Source organism: Streptomyces sp. Tu 2975 (genome assembly GCF_009832925.1).
Lineage (GTDB): Bacteria > Actinomycetota > Actinomycetes > Streptomycetales > Streptomycetaceae > Streptomyces.
This window is the reverse complement of the sequence record NZ_CP047140.1, coordinates 4,091,895-4,112,480: the sequence shown is the minus strand read 5'-3', so window position 1 is coordinate 4,112,480 and position 20,586 is coordinate 4,091,895. Positions and strand designations below refer to the sequence as shown.

The 20,586-nt window shown below is 68.4% G+C and carries 20 protein-coding genes, 1 pseudogene and 1 riboswitch; of the genes and pseudogenes, 12 read left to right on the top strand and 9 right to left on the bottom strand.

Annotation, left to right across the window (positions count from 1 at the left end; translation table 11 throughout):
- Positions 1–397 precede the first annotated feature (397 nt).
- The 3 genes from GLX30_RS18170 to GLX30_RS18160 all read left to right on the top strand — a co-directional run bounded on the left by GLX30_RS18170 (position 398) and on the right by GLX30_RS18160 (position 3,765).
- On the top strand, positions 398–1,510 hold the full coding sequence (locus GLX30_RS18170; protein WP_159689946.1) for a LacI family DNA-binding transcriptional regulator: 1,113 nt from the start codon (positions 398–400) through the stop codon (positions 1,508–1,510).
- Between the two features lie 196 nt (positions 1,511–1,706).
- Complete coding sequence (locus GLX30_RS18165; RefSeq protein WP_159689942.1) at positions 1,707–2,789, top strand: metallophosphoesterase; 1,083 nt, start codon at positions 1,707–1,709, stop codon at positions 2,787–2,789.
- 145 nt (positions 2,790–2,934) lie between these two features.
- Entirely contained in the window at positions 2,935–3,765 is an 831-nt protein-coding gene (locus tag GLX30_RS18160; protein ID WP_167306837.1) for a hypothetical protein, read from the top strand.
- A gap of 86 nt (positions 3,766–3,851) precedes the next feature.
- Here GLX30_RS18160 and thiC read toward each other — a convergent pair.
- Positions 3,852–5,644: pseudogene (gene thiC / locus GLX30_RS18155) on the bottom strand (phosphomethylpyrimidine synthase ThiC).
- A riboswitch (TPP riboswitch) is annotated at positions 5,637–5,769 on the bottom strand. It overlaps the preceding pseudogene by 8 nt.
- Before the next feature lie 71 nt (positions 5,770–5,840).
- Here thiC and GLX30_RS18150 point away from each other — a divergent pair.
- A complete protein-coding gene (locus GLX30_RS18150; RefSeq protein ID WP_159689939.1) occupies positions 5,841–7,175 on the top strand; it encodes a YibE/F family protein in 1,335 nt (444 codons plus the stop codon).
- Positions 7,176–7,211: 36 nt separating this feature from the next.
- On the opposite strand, the gene GLX30_RS18145 is transcribed toward GLX30_RS18150, so the two are convergent.
- From GLX30_RS18145 to GLX30_RS18130, 4 genes are all read right to left on the bottom strand, one after another.
- Complete coding sequence (locus tag GLX30_RS18145; protein ID WP_159689936.1) at positions 7,212–7,646, bottom strand: SsgA family sporulation/cell division regulator; 435 nt, start codon at positions 7,644–7,646, stop codon at positions 7,212–7,214.
- 134 nt (positions 7,647–7,780) lie between these two features.
- Positions 7,781–8,548 (bottom strand): helix-turn-helix domain-containing protein, encoded by a 768-nt coding sequence (locus GLX30_RS18140; protein WP_208545434.1) that lies wholly within the window; start codon positions 8,546–8,548, stop codon positions 7,781–7,783.
- Between the two features lie 244 nt (positions 8,549–8,792).
- Positions 8,793–9,005 carry a DUF5326 family protein gene (locus GLX30_RS18135; RefSeq protein ID WP_159695103.1) on the bottom strand — a complete coding sequence of 71 codons (213 nt, stop codon included), beginning with the start codon at positions 9,003–9,005 and terminating at the stop codon, positions 8,793–8,795.
- A gap of 128 nt (positions 9,006–9,133) precedes the next feature.
- Positions 9,134–9,451, bottom strand: coding sequence for a cupin domain-containing protein (locus tag GLX30_RS18130; protein ID WP_005315079.1), 318 nt, complete (start codon positions 9,449–9,451; stop codon positions 9,134–9,136).
- Between the two features lie 51 nt (positions 9,452–9,502).
- Here GLX30_RS18130 and GLX30_RS18125 point away from each other — a divergent pair, with 51 nt between their 5' ends.
- The 5 genes from GLX30_RS18125 to GLX30_RS18105 all read left to right on the top strand — a co-directional run bounded on the left by GLX30_RS18125 (position 9,503) and on the right by GLX30_RS18105 (position 13,176).
- On the top strand, positions 9,503–9,880 hold the full coding sequence (locus GLX30_RS18125) for a phage holin family protein (RefSeq protein WP_159689931.1): 378 nt from the start codon (positions 9,503–9,505) through the stop codon (positions 9,878–9,880).
- 7 nt (positions 9,881–9,887) lie between these two features.
- On the top strand, positions 9,888–10,385 hold the full coding sequence (locus GLX30_RS18120; protein WP_159689928.1) for a low molecular weight protein-tyrosine-phosphatase: 498 nt from the start codon (positions 9,888–9,890) through the stop codon (positions 10,383–10,385).
- Positions 10,382–11,548, top strand: a complete 1,167-nt coding sequence (locus GLX30_RS18115) for a cystathionine gamma-lyase (RefSeq protein WP_159689924.1) — start codon at positions 10,382–10,384, stop codon at positions 11,546–11,548. The genes GLX30_RS18120 and GLX30_RS18115 overlap by 4 nt, the downstream gene beginning before the upstream one ends.
- A gap of 196 nt (positions 11,549–11,744) precedes the next feature.
- On the top strand, positions 11,745–12,635 hold the full coding sequence (locus tag GLX30_RS18110) for a LysR family transcriptional regulator (RefSeq protein ID WP_159689921.1): 891 nt from the start codon (positions 11,745–11,747) through the stop codon (positions 12,633–12,635).
- 61 nt (positions 12,636–12,696) lie between these two features.
- Positions 12,697–13,176, top strand: a complete 480-nt coding sequence (locus GLX30_RS18105) for an NUDIX hydrolase (RefSeq protein ID WP_159689917.1) — start codon at positions 12,697–12,699, stop codon at positions 13,174–13,176.
- 14 nt (positions 13,177–13,190) lie between these two features.
- On the opposite strand, the gene GLX30_RS18100 is transcribed toward GLX30_RS18105, so the two are convergent.
- Positions 13,191–13,832, bottom strand: coding sequence for an HAD-IB family phosphatase (locus tag GLX30_RS18100; protein WP_159689914.1), 642 nt, complete (start codon positions 13,830–13,832; stop codon positions 13,191–13,193).
- A 77-nt stretch (positions 13,833–13,909) separates the two neighbouring features.
- Here GLX30_RS18100 and GLX30_RS18095 point away from each other — a divergent pair, with 77 nt between their 5' ends.
- The 3 genes from GLX30_RS18095 to GLX30_RS18085 all read left to right on the top strand — a co-directional run bounded on the left by GLX30_RS18095 (position 13,910) and on the right by GLX30_RS18085 (position 15,898).
- Positions 13,910–14,455 (top strand): DUF2269 domain-containing protein, encoded by a 546-nt coding sequence (locus tag GLX30_RS18095; protein WP_159689911.1) that lies wholly within the window; start codon positions 13,910–13,912, stop codon positions 14,453–14,455.
- 5 nt (positions 14,456–14,460) lie between these two features.
- A complete protein-coding gene (locus GLX30_RS18090; RefSeq protein WP_159689908.1) occupies positions 14,461–15,315 on the top strand; it encodes a GNAT family N-acetyltransferase in 855 nt (284 codons plus the stop codon).
- A gap of 115 nt (positions 15,316–15,430) precedes the next feature.
- Entirely contained in the window at positions 15,431–15,898 is a 468-nt protein-coding gene (locus tag GLX30_RS18085) for a MarR family transcriptional regulator (protein ID WP_159689905.1), read from the top strand.
- A 90-nt stretch (positions 15,899–15,988) separates the two neighbouring features.
- On the opposite strand, the gene GLX30_RS18080 is transcribed toward GLX30_RS18085, so the two are convergent.
- The 3 genes from GLX30_RS18080 to GLX30_RS18070 all read right to left on the bottom strand — a co-directional run bounded on the left by GLX30_RS18080 (position 15,989) and on the right by GLX30_RS18070 (position 20,528).
- Positions 15,989–17,371: a serine hydrolase domain-containing protein gene (locus GLX30_RS18080; protein ID WP_159689903.1), complete on the bottom strand. Its 1,383-nt coding sequence runs from the start codon at positions 17,369–17,371 to the stop codon at positions 15,989–15,991.
- 137 nt (positions 17,372–17,508) lie between these two features.
- Complete coding sequence (locus tag GLX30_RS18075; RefSeq protein ID WP_159689900.1) at positions 17,509–19,899, bottom strand: excinuclease ABC subunit UvrA; 2,391 nt, start codon at positions 19,897–19,899, stop codon at positions 17,509–17,511.
- A gap of 218 nt (positions 19,900–20,117) precedes the next feature.
- Positions 20,118–20,528, bottom strand: coding sequence for a VOC family protein (locus tag GLX30_RS18070; RefSeq protein WP_159689897.1), 411 nt, complete (start codon positions 20,526–20,528; stop codon positions 20,118–20,120).
- Between the last annotated feature and the right edge of the window lie 58 nt (positions 20,529–20,586).

Sequence of the window (20,586 nt, the reverse complement as noted above, 5' to 3'; positions counted from 1 at the left end):
GTCCTCCTCGACCGTCCGTGCACATCGGTACTCAACCAATACTCCTCACCTTATGAGGATTCACCTCCGCTGCGAATGGCCGGAGGCACGGAACCTCACGAGCCCGTCGGGAAGGCCTTCCGACGGCCCGATCCGGAGGGAGCGCCCGCGACCCTGGCGCGCGCCGGTGGCTCGCGCCGTGGCGCGCATCCCTCGTAATGATGAGTTGAGACCTCTTCGAGACATGGAGCCTTAGCCAGGCCTCAGTGGCCCGGTGCCCGACACACCATCGCATCGGTGGTCAACTACCCTGTTTTCCAAGGGAGTCGGGCTTGAATGATCATGCAGAAACGTGCCTGTCAACGTGCGCATATGCGACCGGCCCTACCACCTGCGCGAGCCCTACTATCGGCTCGCCATGACAGCAGCAGGGAAGCATCACGTGAGCCGGACGGACACATCCCGCCGGAGCGGTAGGCAAGGCCGGGCAGGCATCAGGGACGTGGCCGCCGCGGCCGGGGTCTCCATCACAACCGTCTCCGACGCCCTCAACGGCAAGGGCCGGCTCCCGGACGCCACCCGCCGACATGTCCGCGAGGTCGCGGACCGGCTGGGCTACCGCCCCTCCGCCGCGGCCAGAACCCTCCGCACCGGAAAGTCGGGCTTAATCGGCCTGACCGTGACGACGTACGGGGATGAACCTTTCACCTTCACGGAGTTCGCGTACTTCGCCGAGATGGCCAGAGCCGCGACCTCGGCCGCGCTCGCCCGCGGCTACGCACTCGTCATTCTGCCCGCCACCTCACGACACGACGTCTGGTCGAACGTCGCCCTCGACGGCACCATCGTCATCGACCCCTCCGACCACGACCCGGTCGTCGCCGAGCTGGTGCGCCAAGGGCTGCCCGTCGTCTCCGACGGCCGCCCCGCAGGCACCCTCCCGGTCACCGCCTGGGTGGACAACGACCACGAAGCCGCCGTACTCGAACTGCTCGACCATCTCGCCGCCGCCGGAGCCCGCCGCATCGGCCTGCTCACCGGCACCACCACCGACACGTACACCCGGCTGTCCACGACCGCCTACCTCAACTGGTGCGAACGCGTCGGCCAGGACCCCGTCTACGAGTCCTACCCGGCGCACGACCCGTGCGCCGGCGCTGTTGCCGCCGACCGGCTGCTCGCCCGGCCGGACCGGCCCGACGCCGTGTACGGGCTCTTCGATCCCAATGGCACCGATCTGCTGGCCGCTGCCCGCAGGTACGGCCTGCGCGTCCCCGACGACCTGCTCCTCGTGTGCTGCAGCGAGTCGACCGTGTACGCCACCACGGAGCCCCCCATCACCACGCTCTCGCTCAAGCCGCGCAGAATCGGCACGGCGGTCGTCCAGTTGCTGATCGACGCGATCGAGGGAATCGACGAGGACCGTCCGGTCGAGCAGGTGATACCGACCGAACTGATCATCAGGACCTCTTCGCAGCGCCGCCCTCCACGGACAACCGTGAGCGCACCACGGTCTCCCTCGAAGAACTGAACCGTCCCCACAATGGACTGGACCTTCCCAATTGGGACGAAACGACCGACGAACCAGGGGTGAGCCAGGATTTCACCACCCCTGGTGCGTCACACACCGCCTGGCTCATTCCTATGATGGGCGAACGACACCGCGGACCACCCCGACCAGGCTGGGCCGAGAGGTGAACGGCGGCGCGACGGTGGTGGAGGGGTCGATGACTCAGGGGGCCGGTCAAGGACCCGTGGTCCGGACGGCGACGTTGCGCGATTTCCGCGTACCGCCGTACGCGCAGGTTCCCGTGCAGTCACACACAGCGGACCCGTTCCATTCGGGCCATCCTGGCAACGCCTTCCCCGAAGGCGAGCCGCCCGAGGGTTACACCCCCACCGCGCGCGACCTTCCCGTCATCGGCCGCGGCGGCCCTGGCGACACCGTCCAGATCCATGTCGATCCGGACGAGGCGCCCGCTCCCGACGGACGGGGCCCGCTGTACGTGGTCGGCGACGTCCACGGCTACCTCGACGAGCTCGTCGCCGCCCTGGCCGCGAAGAGCCTCATCGACGCCGAAGGGCACTGGGCGGCGGGCAACGCCCGGCTGTGGTTCCTCGGCGACTTCACCGACCGCGGTCCCGACGGGATCGGCGTCATCGACCTGGTCATGCGCCTTTCTGCGGAGGCCGCCGCTGCCGGCGGCTACTGCAAGGCGCTGATGGGCAACCACGAACTGCTGCTGATCGGCGCCAAACGCTTCGGCGACACGCCCGTCAACTCCGGCGCCGGCACCGCGACCTTCCAGGCCGCGTGGCTCCTCAACGGTGGCCAGAAGACGGACATGGACCGGCTGCAGGAGGTCCACCTGCAGTGGATGGCCAGGCTCGACGCGATCGTCGAGGAGGACAGCCACCTCCTGCTGCACTCCGACACGACCGCGTACCTCGACTACGGGTCCACCATCGCGGACGTCAACGACACCGTGCACGCGGTCCTCACCCGGGGCGACGCGGACGAATGCTGGGACCTGTTCCGCAAGTTCACCAAGCGCTTCGCCTTCCGCGACGAGGGCGGACCGCAGGCGGTGCGCGAGCTTCTCTCCGCCTTTGGCGGCCGGCGCATCGTCCATGGTCACAGCCCCATCCCGTACCTGCTGGGCGAGGTGGGCACCGAGGACGGCGAGGACGACGACCGTCCGGTGGTCGAGGGCCCGCACGTCTACGCGGACGGGCTCGCCATCGCCATGGACGGCGGCGTGACCATGGCCGGAAAGCTTCTTGTCCAGCAACTCCCCCTGACGGATTGAGCCGACCGCGGCAGGCGATTTACGGAAACCCCCTGTCACCCTGTGCCGTAACCGCTCTACCATCGGCTTATCCGTAGCAGACTCTCCTCCGTTTCCGCTCGACCGCCCGTCGTACGGGCCGTCCGGCCCGACGGAGCATCGGGGGATGCACATGAAAAGCGCTCCGCACCTGCTGAACGAGGACCGCGCCGAGTACCAGCGGGTCCTCGACGAAGCACTGCGCAACGCCCATGAACGCCCTGACCTCGCCGCCGTGGGCCTACGCCTCAACGCCGAGCAGTTGCGCACCATGGCGCTCAACGCGACGGCACTGATAGCGGCCTCTGCCGCGGCCGAGTACGAGCACTATGTGAAAGTGCGCCGGGAGATGCGCACGTCCACTGCGGCCGCTTCGGCAAGCGGCTCCGTGCTGTCCCCGGCCGTCGGACAGCACGCGGGAAGCGGCGGCGCCGGCTTCGCCGCCGTCATCGCGGTGCTCGCCCCGGTCCTCGCCGGAACGGCCGCCGCGATCTTCCTGCTCGTCGGCTACATCCTGAAGATGCTCAGCCCCACGCCGTCTTTCGCCGACGCCCTGCTGACCGCCGGTTGGTTCTTCGGCGCCCTCACGGCGGCCGCCATCCTGGTCGCCGCGGTGGGGCTGCTTCTGACCGCCCTGCGCAACGGCGCCGCCCAGGTGGCGGAGGAGGTGCCCGCCGGAGAGCTGCCGGACGAGGTGTCCCGAGCAAAGGACGCCTGGCGCCACGCCCTCCTGGAGCGCGGAATCCTGCCCTTCCTTCGGGCAGCCCTCGCCGACCCGAGCGCCGATCCGACCTCCACCGCGCCACCCAGACCGGTCAGCCGGATCCCCAAGATCGGGTTCAGCGGACCGGAGTTCTCCAGCCCCGCGGAGGGGTCGACCGCCGGGCAGCGGCCGACCTTCACCAGCCCGGACTTCACCAGCCCCGACTTCGGAGGACCGGAACACCGGCCGGAGTGACCGGCGGCCGGTGTCCGGCCGGATGGAGGGGGCCGACGCCACGGTGCCGGCCCGCCCACTCACTCACTCGCCGGTGCGCCCGCGGGTCAGTCCGCGATGGGCAGGTAGACCCGGTTGCCCGCCGCAGCGAACTCCCGCGACTTCTCCGCCATGCCGGCTTCGGCCTCCGCGACGTCGCCCCCGTCCCCGAGGTCGCCGCCGTGCTTGCGCCGGATGTCCTGGGAGATCTTCATCGAGCAGAACTTGGGACCGCACATCGAGCAGAAGTGCGCCGTCTTCGCCGGCTCGGCCGGCAGTGTCTCGTCGTGGAACTCCCTGGCGGTGTCCGGGTCGAGAGCCAGATTGAACTGGTCCTCCCACCGGAACTCGAAGCGCGCGTCGGACAGCGCGTCGTCCCACTCCTGGGCGCCCGGGTGCCCCTTGGCGAGGTCCGCCGCATGCGCGGCGATCTTGTAGGTGATGACGCCGGTCTTCACGTCGTCACGGTCGGGAAGGCCCAGGTGCTCCTTGGGCGTGACGTAGCAGAGCATGGCCGTGCCCCACCAGGCGATCATGGCCGCTCCGATGCCGGAGGTGATGTGGTCGTAGGCGGGGGCCACATCGGTGGTGAGCGGGCCGAGAGTGTAGAACGGGGCCTCCTCGCAGATCTCCTGCTGGAGGTCGATGTTCTCCTTGATCTTGTGCATCGGGACGTGACCGGGGCCTTCGATCATCGTCTGCACGTTGAAACGCTTGGCGATCGAGTTGAGCTCCCCCAGCGTCCTCAACTCGGCGAACTGCGCCTCGTCGTTGGCGTCCGCGATCGAGCCGGGCCGCAGGCCGTCACCGAGGGAGTACGTCACGTCGTACGCAGCGAGGATCTCGCACAGCTCCTCGAAGTGCTCGTACAGGAAGGACTCCTTGTGGTGCGCGAGGCACCACGCCGCCATGATCGAGCCGCCGCGCGAGACGATGCCGGTCTTGCGGCGTGCCGTCAGCGGCACGTAGCGCAGCAGCACTCCCGCGTGGACCGTCATGTAGTCGACACCCTGCTCGGCCTGTTCGATGACGGTGTCCTTGTAGACCTCCCAGGTCAGCTCCTCGGCCTTACCGTCGACCTTCTCCAGTGCCTGGTACAGCGGCACTGTGCCGATCGGCACGGGGGAGTTGCGCAGCACCCACTCGCGCGTGGTGTGGATGTTGCGCCCCGTGGACAGGTCCATGACCGTGTCGGCGCCCCAGCGGGTCGCCCAGGTCATCTTCTCCACCTCCTCCTCGATGGAGGAGGTGACCGCGGAGTTGCCGATGTTGGCGTTGACCTTCACCAGGAACCGCTTGCCGATGATCATCGGTTCGATCTCCGGGTGGTTCACGTTCGCCGGCAGGACGGCCCGGCCGGCCGCGATCTCCTCGCGCACCACCTCGGGGAGACGTTCTCGCGGATGGCGACGTACTCCATCTCCGGCGTGATCTCGCCGCGGCGGGCGTACGCGAGTTGGGTGACCGCCTGGCCGTCACGACCGCGGCGGGGCTGGCGGGGGCGGCCGGGGAAGACCGCGTCGAGGTTGCGCAGCCCGCCGCGCGGCGAGGTGTGCTTGATCCCGTCGTCCTCGGGCCTGACGGGCCGCCCCGCGTACTCCTCGGTGTCGCCGCGACCGATGATCCAGTTCTCCCGCAGCGGCGGCAGGCCGCGGCGTACATCGGTCTCGACGTTCGGGTCGGTGTACGGGCCGGACGTGTCGTACAGCGTCACGTCCTTGCCGTTGGTGAGGTGCACCTTGCGGACCGGCACACGGAGGTCGGGGCGCGAGCCCTCGACGTATCCCTTGTGCCAGCCGATGGACTTCCCGGCCTCGTCGTTCTGGTTCGAGGCAGGCATGCGTGCGTCCGATACGGTCATGAGACCTACTCCCTACGCCGGCATTACCCGGTAACAGGTTCGGCGGTCGGCGCAGCTGTCCCGTACGGATGTACGAAGTTCAGCGCCCTCTCAGCCCGGTGCTCCGAGCTCCCGCGTGTGCAAAGGTGCCACCACGCTAGCGTCATACCTGGCGCGCTGAACAGAGGGCCCCTCCCGCTCTTGCGATGATCGGTCCGTGACCTCATCACCGCAGCCCCCAGAACCGCACGGACAGGCCCACAGCCATGCGCACAGTCATGGGCCCGCCGCGCCAGTCTCCCAGCACCTTCGCAAGGTCATCGCCGCTGTGCTCATCCCCTTCGCGACGGCCGTCCTCGTCGGGCTCGCCGTGCTGTGGCCGGGGGGCGCACCCGGACATGAGCGCACCGGTGTCGGCTTCGACCGGCAGACCGAACAGGGCAAGGTGGTCTCTCTCGAGAGGGTCGACTGCGAGGACGTCAACGCCGCCCAGGTCCCACCGACCGGCGACACCTCCACGCCGGAGGGCCGCGAGGCGGTCAACTCGCAGCAGGGCCAGTGCGCCAGGGCGACCGTCGAAGTGACCACGGGCAAGGACAAGGGCCGTACCTTCATCGAGATCGTCCAGCCGGACGCGCCGCGGCAGTTGAAGGAAGGTCAGGGCGTGGTCGTCGCATACGCTCCCGACGCCCCCCGCGATCTCCAGTACTCGGTGACGGACGTCGACCGGGGATTCCCGATGGCGCTGCTGGCCGGGATCTTCGCACTCGTCGTGGTGCTCGTCGGCCGGATGCGCGGCCTGATGGCCCTGATTTCGCTCGCCGCCTCCTTCGCCCTGCTGACGCTCTTCATCCTGCCCGCCATCCTGCAGGGGTCCAATCCCCTGGTCGTGGCCGTGGTCGGGTCGAGCGCCATCATGCTGATCGCGCTCTACATGTGCCACGGGGTGACAGCACGGACCTCCGTCGCGGTGCTCGGCACACTGATCTCCTTGCTGCTGATCGGTCTGCTCGGCTCACTGTTCATCGGCTGGGCCAGCCTCAGTGGCAACACCGACGACAACACCGGTCTGATCCACGGCCTGTATCCGGAGATCGACATGAGCGGTCTGCTGCTGGCCGGCGTCATCATCGGCTCGCTCGGCGTCCTGGACGACGTGACGGTGACGCAGACCTCGGCCGTGTGGGAGCTGCATCAGGCCGACCCCGACATGGGGCCCGCGGCGCTCTACCGCTCGGCCCTCCGCATCGGCCGCGACCACATCGCGTCCGTCGTCAACACGCTGGTGCTCGCCTACGCGGGTGCCGCGCTGCCGCTTCTGCTGCTCTTCTCCATCGCGCAGTCCAGCGTGGGCACCGTCGCCAACAGCGAGTTGGTGGCCGAGGAGATCGTACGGATGCTGGTGGGGTCGATCGGCCTGGTCGCGTCGGTTCCGGTGACGACCGCACTCGCCGCCCTGGTGGTTTCCGCGGACCGCCCCGGTCCGGCGGGTCCGGGCCAGGCGGACGGAACCCCGGTACGGACCGGCAGGGGGCGGCGACGCAAGGCGTGAGCGGAGCGGACGGCGAATCGGCGAGAGGCAACTGCGTCAGCCGGCGTTCTCCTCGGCGAGGATGCGGCCCAGCGCCTCCTCCAGGCTGAGTTCGAGGTCACCGAGCATGAGCTCCTGCCCCATCGGCAGCAGCTTGTCCGTGCGGTCGAGGAAGGCGACCAGCGGCGCCGCTCCCGCCCTGAACAGTGCGGAATCCGCGCCGACGCGAAGCCTGATGATGACGTCCGACAGGCTTTCCGGTCCGACGGGCGCGATGTGCACGTCACCGTCGCCGCTCGGCCCATTGATCCCGTCGAGCAGCAGCTCCCGCCCGAATGCCCAGGTCACAGGCGCGTCACCGGGCAGGTGGAAGGTCATCCGCACCGCGTACGGATCTCCTGTCTCGTAATCCAGTCCCACCGGAATCCGGAAGGAGAGTTCCTCGGAGACGAGGAACCTCATCAGAACCTCGGCCTGGACCGACTCGCGCATCACATACCCCGCAGCAGATGAAGCATTGAATGAACCCGCACTGACAAGCAGAAGGAAAACGGCCGGGAACGATCCCCTGGACCCTCTTGACGCCATCGTGGTCGAAGGCCTAGCAGATCACAAGGAGTGATATTTCAGATACTGATAGAGAAGGCAAGTGACCCCAACAGCCCACCGATTCCGGTGCGCAACTGCTCAACTGCCGGAAGGAGCCTGGCCTCCTGGTCCAGCGGGAGAGAAATGGCCATCGTTGCGGCATGGCAACCAACAGTGATCGGAATGGCGGCACAGACCGTGCCGACCGCATATTCCTGCCGTTCCACTACGGGCTCCATGGATCCTCGCGCGGCGAGCCGCTCGAGCATCGTGCGCCCGTCACGCACCGTGTACGGCGTCACAGGTTGCACGGGATGGCGGCTCAGGTGGTCGCGGCGCGACGATTCGTCGAGCTGTCCGAGCAGGCACTGACCCAGCGCATGTGCGTGTCCGGTCTCCCGGAAGTCGGCCCACTCGGGCACGGCGGGGGCGTAGGGCGTGTCGGAGACCGCGACGATGTCGATCTCGCCCTCGCGGTAGACGGCGAAGTAGACGGGGACACCGATCGCGTCCCGCCAGTGGGCGAGGGAGTCCTCGAGAGTGCTGCGACGATTCTCCGGCGTACCGCCGACCAGGCGTTCGACGGCGTCCCCGAGCGTGTACACGCCGCTCCGACGCCGCAGGTAGTCGTCATGGGTCAGGGTGCGCAGCAGGTGGTAGGCGGTCGGCAGGGGGATCCCGGCCTCGCGTGCGAGTTGCTTCGCGGGCGCCCCGTCCGGGTGGGCGCCGGCCGCTTCCAGCAGCCTCAACGCACGCTGCACGGAGCTGATCAGGGTAGGTGCAGTGGCTTTCGTCGCCCCGGCCACAGGTCACCCCCAGGCATGGTGGCGGGCAGCACGCCCACCCGCGAGGGGGCCGCCCCCGCGCGGCCGCCGCGGCCCCGAGCCCTCGACAGGCATCGGCCCCGGCGCACCTCGCGGTGCTGACGGGGACGCCATGATCCGGGTGTCCCGAGGGGCGGCAGAGGGGAGCCACATTAACCGGAGCGCCTGTCCGCGTATGCCGATTGCCCGGCCGTTCCCCCGGCCGGGCTAACGGCGGCTCCTGCGGCTACCAGTCACTGCGTGAGCTGGAGGACGACATGAACTTCCTTACGACGAAGACGAGTCCGCCGACGAGGGCGACGAAGACCAGCAGCTTGAAGAGCAGCCCGATCACGAACCCGACGACGCTCGCGATGAGTCCACCGAACACGACCAGCGCGATCACAGGGATCGCGACCCACTTCACCCACCACGGCATCCCCGTGAGCATCTCCCGCACAGCCATCGTCCCTACCTCGTTTCTCCGGTTTGCCTGCCTTCGATGCTAGGCGGGCGGAAGCGTGGAACGGTGCCCGCGAGCCCTTGAACTCCCCTGACAGAACCCCTAGGGACCGGCGGGGTGTGCCGTCAGCTCTCAGGCGGAGAGAAGACCACCATGACCCGCAGGTCCTCGCTGATGTGATGGAACTTGTGCGGGACCCCCGCCGGCACGTAGACGACGCTGCCGCGCCCGACCTGCGTGGTCTCCATGCCCACGGTGATCGCCGCGCGGCCGCTGACCACGAAGTAGACCTCGTCCTGTTTGTGGGGCAGCTGGGGGTCGATCTCACCGGCGTCCAGCGCGTACAGGCCGACCGACATGTTCCTTTCCCGCAGGAACTGGAGGTATGCCCCGTCGTTCGCGGCGCGTTCCGCCTCGAGTTCGTCCAGCCGGAATGCCTTCATGCCTGTCCCGCCCCTGCACTCGGTCCGATCACGTCTGCCACGATCAGACACATGATGAATTTCCTAGTCAAGACGATCGCCAACGCCGGTGCCCTCTGGGTGGCCGTGTGGTTGCTGCAGGACATCACCCTGACCGGTGACAGCACCGGCAGGAAGGCCTGGACCCTGGTCCTGGTCGCCCTTCTCTTCGGCCTGGTGAACTTTGTCGTCAAGCCCGTGGTGAAACTGCTGACCCTTCCCCTGTTCATCCTCACCCTCGGTCTGATCACGCTCGTGATCAACGCTCTGATGCTGCTGCTCACCTCGTGGCTGGCCGACAAGCTGGATCTTGGCTTCCATGTCGACGGCTTCTGGACGGCGGTGCTGGGCGCCCTGATCATCTCCGTCGTCTCCTGGGCGCTGAACCTCGCCCTGCCCGACAAGGACTGATCGGCACATGAACTCCCCGTATCGCGTCTGCTTCGTCTGCACCGGCAACATCTGCCGGTCGCCGATGGCCGAGGCGGTCTTCCGCACCTTCGTCAAGGACGCCGGGCTCGGCCCCGCCGTGCGCGTCGACAGCGCCGGCACCGGTGGCTGGCACGAAGGGGACGGCGCCGACCCGCGCACCGTCTCGGTGCTCGAAGCGAACGGCTACCCCTCGAACCACTCCGCCCGGCAGTTCCGGGCGGAGTGGTTCGACGGCCTGGACCTGGTCATCGCGCTGGACGAAGGACATCTGCGGGCGCTGCGGAGGCTGGCTCCGACGCCGACGGACGCCGCGAAGGTGCGGATGTTGCGCGCGTACGACCCCGCACAGCCGGAAAACCTCGACGTCCCCGACCCTTACTACGGCGGCATGGACGGTTTCGAGGACTGCCTGGAGATGGTGGAGGCGGCGGGCAAGGGCCTGCTCGACGCCGTGAGAACTGCACTTGAGGAGCGAGCGGCATGACAGGCACGACCCAGGGGGACGGCACCACGGCGGTACGGGCGGGGCTGCCCGAGCCGGTGAAGTACGAACCGACCCTTCCCGGGCCGGTCTTCGCGGCTCACTTCCATCTGCCCGGGGAGCCGACGGGCCCCTACACGTACGGCCGAGACGAGAACCCGACGTGGACACATCTGGAGCGGGCCATCGGTGAACTCGAGGCGCCCGGAGAGGCCGTAGAGACCGTTACCTTCGCCTCCGGCATGGCGGCGATCTCCGCCGTTCTCATGTCGCAGCTGAAGACGGGTGACGTCGTCGTCATGCCCGACGACGGCTATCAGGCCCTGCCTCTGGTGCACGAGCAGCTGCGCGCGTTCGGCATCGAGGTACGCACGGCGCCGACCGGCGGCGACGCACAGGCCGCCCTGCTCGACGGGGCGCGTCTGCTGTGGCTCGAGACGCCCTCCAACCCGGGACTCGACGTCTGCGACGTACGGCGGCTGGCCGACCTCGCCCATGCGGCAGGCGCGCTCGTCGCGGTGGACAACACGCTGGCCACCCCCCTCGGGCAGCGGCCGCTCGAGCTGGGCGCCGACTTCTCCGTGGCCAGCGACACCAAGGGGATGACCGGCCACGGAGACATCCTGCTCGGCCACGTGACCTGCCGCGATCCGCAGCTCGCGGCCGGAGTACGGCGGTGGCGCAAGATTGTCGGAGCGATCCCGGGCCCGATGGAGGCCTGGCTCGCTCACCGTTCGCTCGCCACACTTCAGCTGCGCGCGGATCGGCAGAGCGCGAACGCGCTGGCCGTGGCACAGGCGTTGAACGGCCGCGCCGAGGTCAGCGGCCTGCGTCATCCCGGACTGCCGAACGACCCCTCGCACAAGATCGCCGCGCAGCAGATGCGGCGTTTCGGATGCGTCGTCTCCTTCAACCTGCCCGACCGGGCCCACGCGGAGCGCTTCCTCGACGGGCTGCGCCTGGTCGACGACGCCACCAGTTTCGGCGGGGTGCGCTCGACCGCCGAGCGCCGCGGCCGGTGGGGCGGTGACGCCGTTCCCGAGGGCTTCATCCGCTTCTCCGCCGGCGCCGAGGACGGCGACGACCTGGTGGCTGACGTGCTGCGGGCACTGGACGAGGCAGCAGCCCCGGGAGGAGACGTAACCCGCTCCACGCACACCGGCTGACCCCACAGGCGGTGACGGGCGGTCCGAGCCTCCCCCCTCATGGCTCGGACCACCCTCGGCTCCTGCGCGCGAAGAACCGTGCCGACAAGGCTAGTTGACTCAGCGTCAGTGTCCAATCACGCTAGCGACAGAGACCTATCGACTTATTTATAGTTGGCCGGGTTCGGGGGTAACGTCGGATCGGGAAGGGCATGGCATGGATCTCGCCCTACTGCGCACATTCGTCACCGTGCACCGGGCCGGGTCGTTCACACGCGCAGCCGCACTCCTCGGACTTTCCCAGCCCGCGGTCACCGGTCAGATCCGGACACTGGAGCGACAGCTCGGCAGGCCGCTCTTCCTTCGGCAGGCACGCGGCGTCACCCCGACCACCATCGGGGACGAACTCGCACACCGCGCGGCACCGCACCTCGACGCCCTGCTCGAAATAGCCGAAGTGGGTCTCGACACCGAGACCGGCATCCGCACCCTCCATCTCGCCGGGCCGCCCGAATTCACCTCCGCGCGCGCACTTCCCGCGCTCACGCCCCTGATCGGCCAGGGGTTCACCCTGCGCGCCTCCTTCGGGAACGCGGAGGAGGCCCTCGAAGGGCTCGCCGCAGGCCACCACGACCTCGCCATAGCCACCGCCCAGCCCCGTGGGGGGCTCCTCACCGCCACGCCGCTGTGCGACGAGGAGCACGTCCTCGTCGCGGCTCCCCGCTGGGCGGTCCACCTGGGGCCCTCGGTGTTACGCAAGGGCCATGTCGTACTCGAACAGCTCCCTGTGGTCGAGGTCCATGAGTCCCTGCCGTTCGTCTCGAGGTACTGGCACTCCGTCTTCGACTCACGGCCGGCCGCGGCGGGCACCGTCATAGCGCCCGATCTGAGGGCCGTCCTGGAAGCGACCGCATCGGGAGCCGGGCTCGCCGTACTGCCGCGCTACCTGTGCGAGGACGCCCTCGAGCGCGGTCGCGTCGTCGCTCTCCTCGAACCACCCGTGCCCCCGTTGCGCACGTACTTCCTGGTCATACGCGCCGGTACCCTCGCCCATCCCCATATCGCCCGGGCGCACGAAGGCCTGCTGCGCGCCGCGGCCGATTGGTGAGGACACGGCACAGAACGCCCACAAGAGTTTCAACAGCGAAGACATGGGCCACTCTCTTGCCATGACCGAACGACCAGTGGTCAAGCGCACCGCACGCGCCATCCTGCTCGACGGCGACGACCTCATCCTGATCAAGCGGACCAAGCCCGGCGTGGATCCTTACTGGCTCACGCCCGGCGGCGGGGTCGAGCCCGAGGACGCCACCGTCGTCGACGCCCTCCACCGAGAGGTCGACGAAGAGCTGGGGGCCAAGATCACCGATGTCGTCCCGTGCTTCGTCGACACCGTCGAGCACATCGCCGACGGGGGCGTGACGGGGGTGAAGGTGCAGCACTTCTTCGTCTGCCGCCTGGAATCCATGGACCCCTCCCTCCGGCACGGCCCAGAGGTCGATGAACCCTGCGGAGAGTACGAGATCGTGCGCGTGCCGTTCAGCCGCGTCGGTATCGCCGCCGTCCATCTGGTGCCACTGTCGCTGCGGCACTATCTGGACGGCAACATCGAAGGCGTCAGGGCCATGCACGCACCCGACCTCGGTTGATCCGCCATAGCGAACTATCCGGTGGACCAGACCAGTTCATAGGCCTCGCGGAGATCACTTCCGACATAGGTGTGGCTGGCCAGTCCGACGACATGGTGGTCGGCGTTCACGGCCACCGCCGTGGGCACCGCCGCGAAGATCGCGGCATCCGACAGGGAATCCCCATAGGCGACGCAGTCGTCCAGCCCCAGTCCGAAGCCCGTGCAGAGCCGGCCGGCGATCTCCACCTTCGCGGCCGCGCTGAGGATGCCTTCCGGATCCACAGGCTGGGTGAAGGGAACGTCGGGGAAACGTGATCCGTGGGCCGCGTGTGCGCCCCAGTCCAGCAGCCGCTCCACGAAGAACGACGGCGACAGCGAGATCACAGCGCAGTAGTCACCACGCGACCGGATCTCGCTCCACACCTCGCGGATGCCCGTGAGCCAGGGAGCGGATTCGAAGGCAGCCGCCACATGGGCCTCGGTGAGATCCGTCCACAGTGCGTGCACACGCACCGCGTACTCCGGAGGACCGATCCGGCCTGCGATCAGGTCCCGCTCCACCTCCCCGATCTCCTCCAGCAAGCCGAGCTGTCGTGAGATCTCGACCGGGGCCGCCGAGCCGCGGATCAGCGTGCCGTCCAGATCGAAGATGTGAAGCCTTGGCCGTCTGCTCATGTACGCCGAGGTTAGTACGCGTGATTACTCCCGCTGTCAGACGCAGTAGGACCAGTGCGACAGGCACCGTGTTTCACGTGAAACCACTCAAGCGTCCCGTTCGCCGGACCACACTCGTCGTCCACGTCGCCACGTCGGCCGGCTGGCTCGGTCTCACCCTCGGTCTGCTGGCGCTTGCGCTCGCGGCGTACACCTCAGAGTCCGCTTCCATGGCGGAAGCGTCGTACCGGTCGATGGAGGTCTTCACCGACTGGCTGGTGCTACCCCTGGCACTGCTCACCCTGACCAGTGGCCTCGTCCTGTCACTGGGGACGCAATGGGGACTGGCGCGCCATCGATGGGTGTTCACCAAGTTCTGGCTCACTCTGGCGACCACCACTGCGTCCGTCCTGGTGCTCCGCCCTGGGGTCGACAGGGCCGCCGACACCGTGGCCTCGGGCGGAGTGGTCGCCGAACCTCGCGACCTTCTGATGGGGCCGGCGGTCTCCCTCACCGCCTATGTGTTCATGACCGTCGTCTCGGTCCTCAAGCCGTGGGGTCTCACTCGCCGCGGCCGCCGACTGCGCGTCTCGACCAGTTCACGAAAAGTGGTGGACGAACGATCAACGCGTCAGACAGCCTGACCCTCATGCAGACACCGCTGGCCGAACTTCCCATCAGGCGCCTCACCAAGGACGACTTGACCGCGTGTGCCGACCTCTCCGAGGACCGCGGGTGGCCGCGGGAGGAGCACAAGTGGGGTCTGCTCCTCACCGCAGGTACGGGATACGGGATCGACGATCCCGAGGGCAAGGGTCTGGTGACCTGCTGCGTCGTCACGGACTACGGCACGGACCTCGCCGCCATCGGCATGGTGCTGGTGGCTGAGCGGTACTCCCGCCAAGGCATCGGGCGGCGTCTGATGAAGCATGTGCTGCAAGGCATGGGCAGCACCCCGCTCACCCTCCATGCCACGCCCTACGGACAGCCTCTCTACGAAGAACTGGGGTTCACCACGACCGGCCGTGCCGAGATGGTCCGGGGGCGCTTCACCGATTCGGGCCCACGACCGCAGGCGGCGACCCGCCCTGCGACCGCAGAGGACCTGGCCGCGGTGGTCCGCCTGGACGCCGAGGTGTTCGGCCTCGACCGCACCCACATGATCACGCGGCTTCCCTCGTTCGCCGACCAGTTCCGCGTCGCCGAAGAGGACGGCGTACTGACGGGCTACGCGGCCGCCTGGCCGAACATGGATACCCATGTCATAGGTCCCCTGATCGCCCGGAACACGGAGACCGCGAAGGCTCTGATCTCCTCTCTGGCGGCCGGAACAGACCGACCGCTGCGCACCGACATCGACGTGCGCCACAAGGAACTTCTCGACTGGGCGAAGGAGCGGGGCCTGGAGCCGGTCGCCTTCAACGCCGTGATGACTCTGGGCACAGCAGGCCTGCCGGGCGACTGGACCCGCCGCTTTGCACCGCTGACGGTAGCGGCAGGCTAGTCCCGCGCCGGAGCACCAGACAGATAATTGCACGCGCCTTTAAATTGCATACGCGGTCTATTGCAGCTATGGCCTACCCTGGGAGTGAGCCGCTCCGACCCCGAGGAGGAGACAGATGACGGCGACCGACCCCGCCCTTACCGCCCTCGCGCAGGGATGGTGCGCTCTCTCGCTGCTTCACGGCCGGATCGAAGCCCACATCGGCCGGGCCCTTGAGGCGAAGCACAACCTCAGTGTCCGCGAGTACTCCCTCCTCGACGTTCTCAGTCGCCAGCACAGCGGCGAAGGCGGCCATCTCCAGATGAAGCAGGTCGCCGACGCCGTCGTCCTCAGCCAGAGCGCCACCACCCGACTGGTCACCCGACTCGAGGACCGGGGCCTTCTGGCCCGCTACCTCTGCCCCACCGACCGTCGAGGCATCTACACCGACGTCAGCGACGCGGGCCTGCAGCTCCTGGCGGAGGCCCGGCCCACCAACGATGCGGCGCTTCGTGAGGCACTCGACGAGGCAGCTCAGGACCCGGAGCTCGCCCCACTGGTCCGAGCCGTCGAGGAGCTCAAGGCGCCCGCTGCCGCGGCATGACCTGGTGGTCCGGAAGATTACCGGCGGCGGCCTCCGATGTTTCACGTGAAACCGGCCGCGTCCGGTTTCACGTGACACCGCACACGCTGTTCAGAAGCGGAATGCCCGCCAGCCCTCAGGGTCCACGCCCCCAGGAACAGCGTCGCCTGGCTCGTAGGGCTTGCGCGTAAAGACGAACGAGCCCAGGTCCAGATGGCTCACCGAACCGTCGCCTCCGCGCACCACGTGCAGTGTCTCTCCCGCGTAGTAGCCGTCGAGACCGATCCAGGTCCCGTCGGTGCGGGCCAGGAAGCGCGAGCGGCGGCCCCCGCCGCGCAGCGGCTCCAGCTCCACGCCCCGATCGGCGACGAGACGCAGGACATAAGCAGAGGTTCCCCAGTACCAGGGGCCGGTCAGCCCCAGCAGATCGTGGTCGACCTCGGGGAGCGGTCGCCACGGCTCAGGAATCTTCGGCTCGGCCTCGGCGACGATGCGCACGAGGTCTGCGGCGACCGTCGCCGCCGACGGCCCTGAGGTGGCATTGGCCAGCGCCACCGCGGCGACGCCGTCGTCCACGCTCACCCACAGTCCCGCGACAAAACCGGGCAACGAGCCGGAATGGCCGACGAGAGTCCGCCCCTCGTGTCGCAGAAACTGTAGCCCGAGCCCATAGGTGCTGTTCCACTCCCCCGCCTCCAGCGGCACGGACGGCACCCGCATCTCCCGCACGGAATCAGCAGCGAGCACCCGGTCGTCACCGGCGGCAAGGAAAGCGGCGAACCGGCACAGGTCGGCAGGGGTGGACCAGAGCTGCCCGGCAGGAGCCATGAGCCCGAGATCCTCGACAGGCTCGGGAAGCATCACGTCCGCCCACGGGTGAACGGCCCAGCCGCCGGCATGTGGAGCCTGCGGCTGCGCACTCGTCCGCTCCAGCCCCAGAGGCTCGAGGATCTCCCGCTTCAGAGCCTCCTCCCATGACACGCCTCGGACCGCTTCGACCAGCGATCCGAGCAAGGTGTAGCCAGGGTTGGAGTAGTGGTGCCGCCGGCCGGCGGGGTGCATCGCCGTCTCCTCGCCGAGCACGTCGGAAAGCTGGGCGCGCATGGAACCAGGCGTCCGCTCCCACCACGGCGGCGGCGTCTCGGCGCTCAGGCCGGCACTGTGCCCCAGCAGTTGGGCAACGGTCACCTCTCCCACCCCCGTGCCGGGCAGATGCTTCTCCAGTGGGTCGTCGAGACCCAGTAGCCCTTCGTCCCGCAGCCGCATCACCAGGACCGCGGTGAACGTCTTGGTGATGGACCCGATGCGGTACTGGGTATCCGCGTCCGGAGCGTGACCGTCGACGGACGTACGAAACCCCGTCCACACCAGGTGCCCGTCACGTTGCACCGCGGCGGCGAGCGACGGTGCGCGCCCTTCGCTCTGGGCTACGGCGATGCGATGCAGCAGGGCCCGGCGTGTACCGGGCAGAAGTTCTTCCATGGCTGAAGTCATGGATCAGGTCTATCGGTGCCGCCCACCTGCGTCGACCGCATTACCGGCGACACGGGGACTTACCGGAAGCGACACGGGGGCGAGGTCGTCGACTGTGCGTCGAGCGACCTCGTCCCACCGTGTCGGCGAAGCCGCGGTCAGCCGCCGACGTAGGCGGCGAGGTGCTCCCCGGTGAGGGTGGAGCGCGCGGTGACGAGGTCGGCGGGTGTGCCCTCGAAGACGACCCGGCCGCCGTCGTGACCGGCGCCGGGACCGAGATCGATGATCCAGTCGGCGTGCGCCATCACGGCCTGGTGGTGCTCGATGACGATGACCGACTTACCGGAGTCGACCAGCCGGTCGAGCAGACCGAGCAGTTGCTCGACGTCTGCGAGGTGGAGGCCGGTGGTCGGCTCGTCGAGGATGTAGACGCCGCCCTTCTCCGCCATGTGTGTGGCCAGTTTGAGCCGTTGCCGCTCGCCGCCGGAGAGCGTGGTGAGCGGCTGCCCCAGCGTCAGGTAGCCGAGGCCGACGTCGGCGAGCCGTTCGAGGATCTTGTGCGCGGCCGGCGTGTGCGCCTCGCCGGCGCCGAAGAAGTCCTCTGCCTCGGTCACCGACATCGCCAGGACCTCGCTGATGTCGCGGCCACCGAGGTGGTACTCCAGCACCGATGCCTGGAACCGCTTACCCTCGCACTCCTCGCAGGGCGTGGAGACACCGGCCATCATCGCCAGGTCGACGTACGTGACGCCGGCGCCGTTGCAGTTCGGGCAGGCACCCTCGGAGTTGGCGCTGAACAGCGCCGGCTTCACACCGTTGACCTTCGCGAACGCCTTGCGGATCGGGTCGAGCAGTCCGGTGTACGTCGCAGGGTTGCTCCGCCTCGAGCCGCGGATCGCGCCCTGATCGACCGACACCACATCCTCGCCGGCCGGGATCGACCCGTGCAGGAGCGAGCTCTTGCCGGAACCGGCGACGCCCGTGACGACGGCGAGCACGCCGAGCGGGATGTCGACATCGACGTCACGCAGATTGTTCGCCGTCGCGCCACGGATCTCCAATGTGCCGGTGGGCTTCCGCACCGACTCCTTGAGAGCCGCCCGGTCGTCGAGATGGCGGCCGGTGATGGTGTCGCCGTCCCGCAGCCCCTCGACGGTGCCCTCGAAGCAGACGGTGCCGCCCGCCGTACCGGCGCCGGGCCCGAGGTCGACCACGTGGTCGGCGATGGCGATCGTCTCCGGCTTGTGCTCCACGACGAGCACCGTGTTGCCCTTGTCCCGCAGGCGCAGCAGCAGGTCGTTCATCCGCTGGATGTCGTGGGGGTGCAGGCCGATGGTCGGCTCGTCGAAGACGTAAGTGACATCGGTGAGCGAGGACCCGAGGTGGCGGATCATCTTGACCCGCTGCGCCTCGCCGCCCGACAGCGTTCCCGACGGACGGTCCAGCGAGAGGTACCCCAGCCCGATCTCCACGAACGAGTCGAGAGTTCCCCCCAGCGTCGTCAGCAGCGGCGCCACCGACGGCTCGTCCAGGCCGCGGACCCATTCGGCCAGGTCGCTGATCTGCATCACGCAGGCGTCAGCGATGCTGATCCCCTTGATCTTCGACGACCTGGCCCCCTCGCTGAGCCGGGTCCCGTCGCACTCGGGGCAGGTTGTGAAGGTGACCGCCCGCTCCACGAACGCCCGGATGTGCGGCTGCATCGCCTCCTTGTCCTTGGACAGGAAAGACTTCTGGATCTTGGGGATCAGCCCCTCGTAGGTGAGATTCACGCCTTCGACCTTCACCTTGGTCGGCTCCCGGTAAAGGAAGTCCTGCATCTCCTTCTTGGTGAACTTGCGGATCGGCTTGTCCGGGTCGAGGAAGCCCGACTCGGCGTACAACCGCACGGTCCAGAAGCTGTCCGACTTCCAGCCGGGGATGGTGAACGCGCCCTCGGCGATCGACTTGGAGTCGTCGTAGAGCTGGGTGAGGTCGATGTCGGAGACCGAGCCCCTGCCTTCACAGCGCTGGCACATGCCGCCGGTGCGGGAGAAAGTCGCCTTCACCGCCTTCTTGGCACCACGCTCGACGGTGATCGCACCGCTCGCGCGGACCGATGGGACGTTGAAGGCGTACGCGCTGGGCGGGCCGATGTAGGGACGCCCGAGCCGGCTGAAGAGGATGCGCAGCATCGCGTTGGCGTCGGTGACGGTGCCCACCGTGGAGCGGGGGTCGGCACCCAGTCGCTGCTGATCGACAGTGATCACGGTCGTCAGCCCGTCGAGTACGTCGACCTCGGGGCGGGCCAGCGTCGGCATGAAGCCCTGGACGAAGGCGCTGTAGGTCTCGTTGATCATCCGCTGCGATTCCGCGGCGATCGTGTTGAAGACGAGCGAGCTCTTGCCCGAGCCGGAGACACCGGTGAACACCGTCAGACGGCGCTTCGGAATCTCGATACTGACGTCCTTGAGGTTGTTCTCGCGCGCGCCGTGCACCCGGATCAGATCGTGGCTGTCGGCAACGTGCAGCGCAGGCGATCGCGTGTCCGTCCTCGTGGCCTTGCTCATCGTGTCTCCATCTGTTGGGCGGGCCGCCTTCGCGGTCTCCGTCGGCGTCGCCTGCTCGACCTGGTCAGCTTCGAGCAGTATGTCTGGTTCTCCTTCGCCGGCGCGGCCGAGGCAGGGATGCTCGGTGACGCGGGCTTCCGGAGGTGCCACCGGCGTCCTGCGCGGCCTCCTGCACGGCACCCGTCCATGCAGGTCATGGCTGCGGATCGCCGGACGGCTCAGCGGAGCTCGTTGATGCGGATCAGGTTGCCGGCAGGGTCGCGGAACGCGCAGTCGCGGAGGCCGTACGGCTGCTCGGTCGGCTCCTGGACGACCTCGGCACCGCCGGCCAGCAGCCGCGCGAAGGTGTCGTCGAGGTCGGCGGCGGCCAGGGTGATGCGGGCGTAGCTGCCCTTGGCCATCATCTCTGCGATGGTGCGGCGCTCGTCGTCGGTGGTGCCGGGATCGGCGGCCGGCGGCTCCAGGACGATGGACGTCCCTGGCTGGTCGGCGGGGCCGACCGTGATCCAGCGCATGTCGCCGTATCCGACGTCGTTGCGGACCTCGAAGCCGAGAGTGTCGCGGTAGAAGGCCAGGGAGGCGTCCGGGTCGTTGTGCGGAAGGAAGGTCCAGTGAATGCTGATGTCCATGGCGATCACGCTAGTTACGGCGCCATGGCCCGCGCTTCTCGATTCCTGATCGATCGGG